The sequence below is a fragment of the Candidatus Nanopusillus massiliensis genome (assembly GCF_920984865.1).
Map to the genome: position 1 here is coordinate 526,922 of NZ_OV100765.1, position 676 is coordinate 527,597.

At 17.0% G+C, this 676-nt stretch carries 1 protein-coding gene; it reads right to left on the reverse strand.

Translation table 11 applies throughout. The annotated features are described in order from the left end of the window. Positions 1-202: 202 nt before the first annotated feature. On the reverse strand, positions 203-502 hold the full coding sequence (locus tag LUA84_RS03625; RefSeq protein ID WP_231434490.1) for a hypothetical protein: 300 nt from the start codon (positions 500-502) through the stop codon (positions 203-205). Positions 503-676: the final 174 nt, after the last annotated feature.

The following is a 676-nucleotide window of genomic DNA, read 5'->3' on the forward strand; positions in this document are numbered from 1 at the left end:
CAATAATACATTAATATATTTATCTTTATAAAATTCAAATTCATTTTCAAATGGATTATTATAATAATCAAAGAAAATTTGTAATTCTGCCTGTGTAAATTCCCTCATTCTTAANNATACTTTTCTTGGAGATATTTNNNNCCTAAATGCTTTTCCAATTACATATAATCCTCAAAGGTAATCTATATCTATTAATTATTATTTACTTTGGAAAATTTACATATGTACCTTGTGCAGTTTCAGGTCTTAAAAACATTTCATTATTCTTTAATTCAATATAATCTTTTATTAAATTATATAATTCATTTATATTAAAATCTATTTTTATTTCTTCGTTATTATTTAATATTTCCAAATAATTTATATCTTCTTCTTTTATTTCAATATTTTCTGGATAAACATAATATTCATTATCTTTAATCTTTATTATTATTTCTTTATTTTCATCAAAAATATATTTTTCATTATTTAAATTTATTGAATACAATTTTTTATTCTTCAAATAATTTTTTATTATATAGTTTAATTCTTTTTCATTTATTTTTCTAAATTTTTTNATTACTATATTACTAAAAAACCATATTTTCTTTTTATTTCTTCTAAGATTAAGAATAAATCATATACAGGTCCTACATATATTGGAAACATGAAATTGAATAATTTAACATTTGATAAT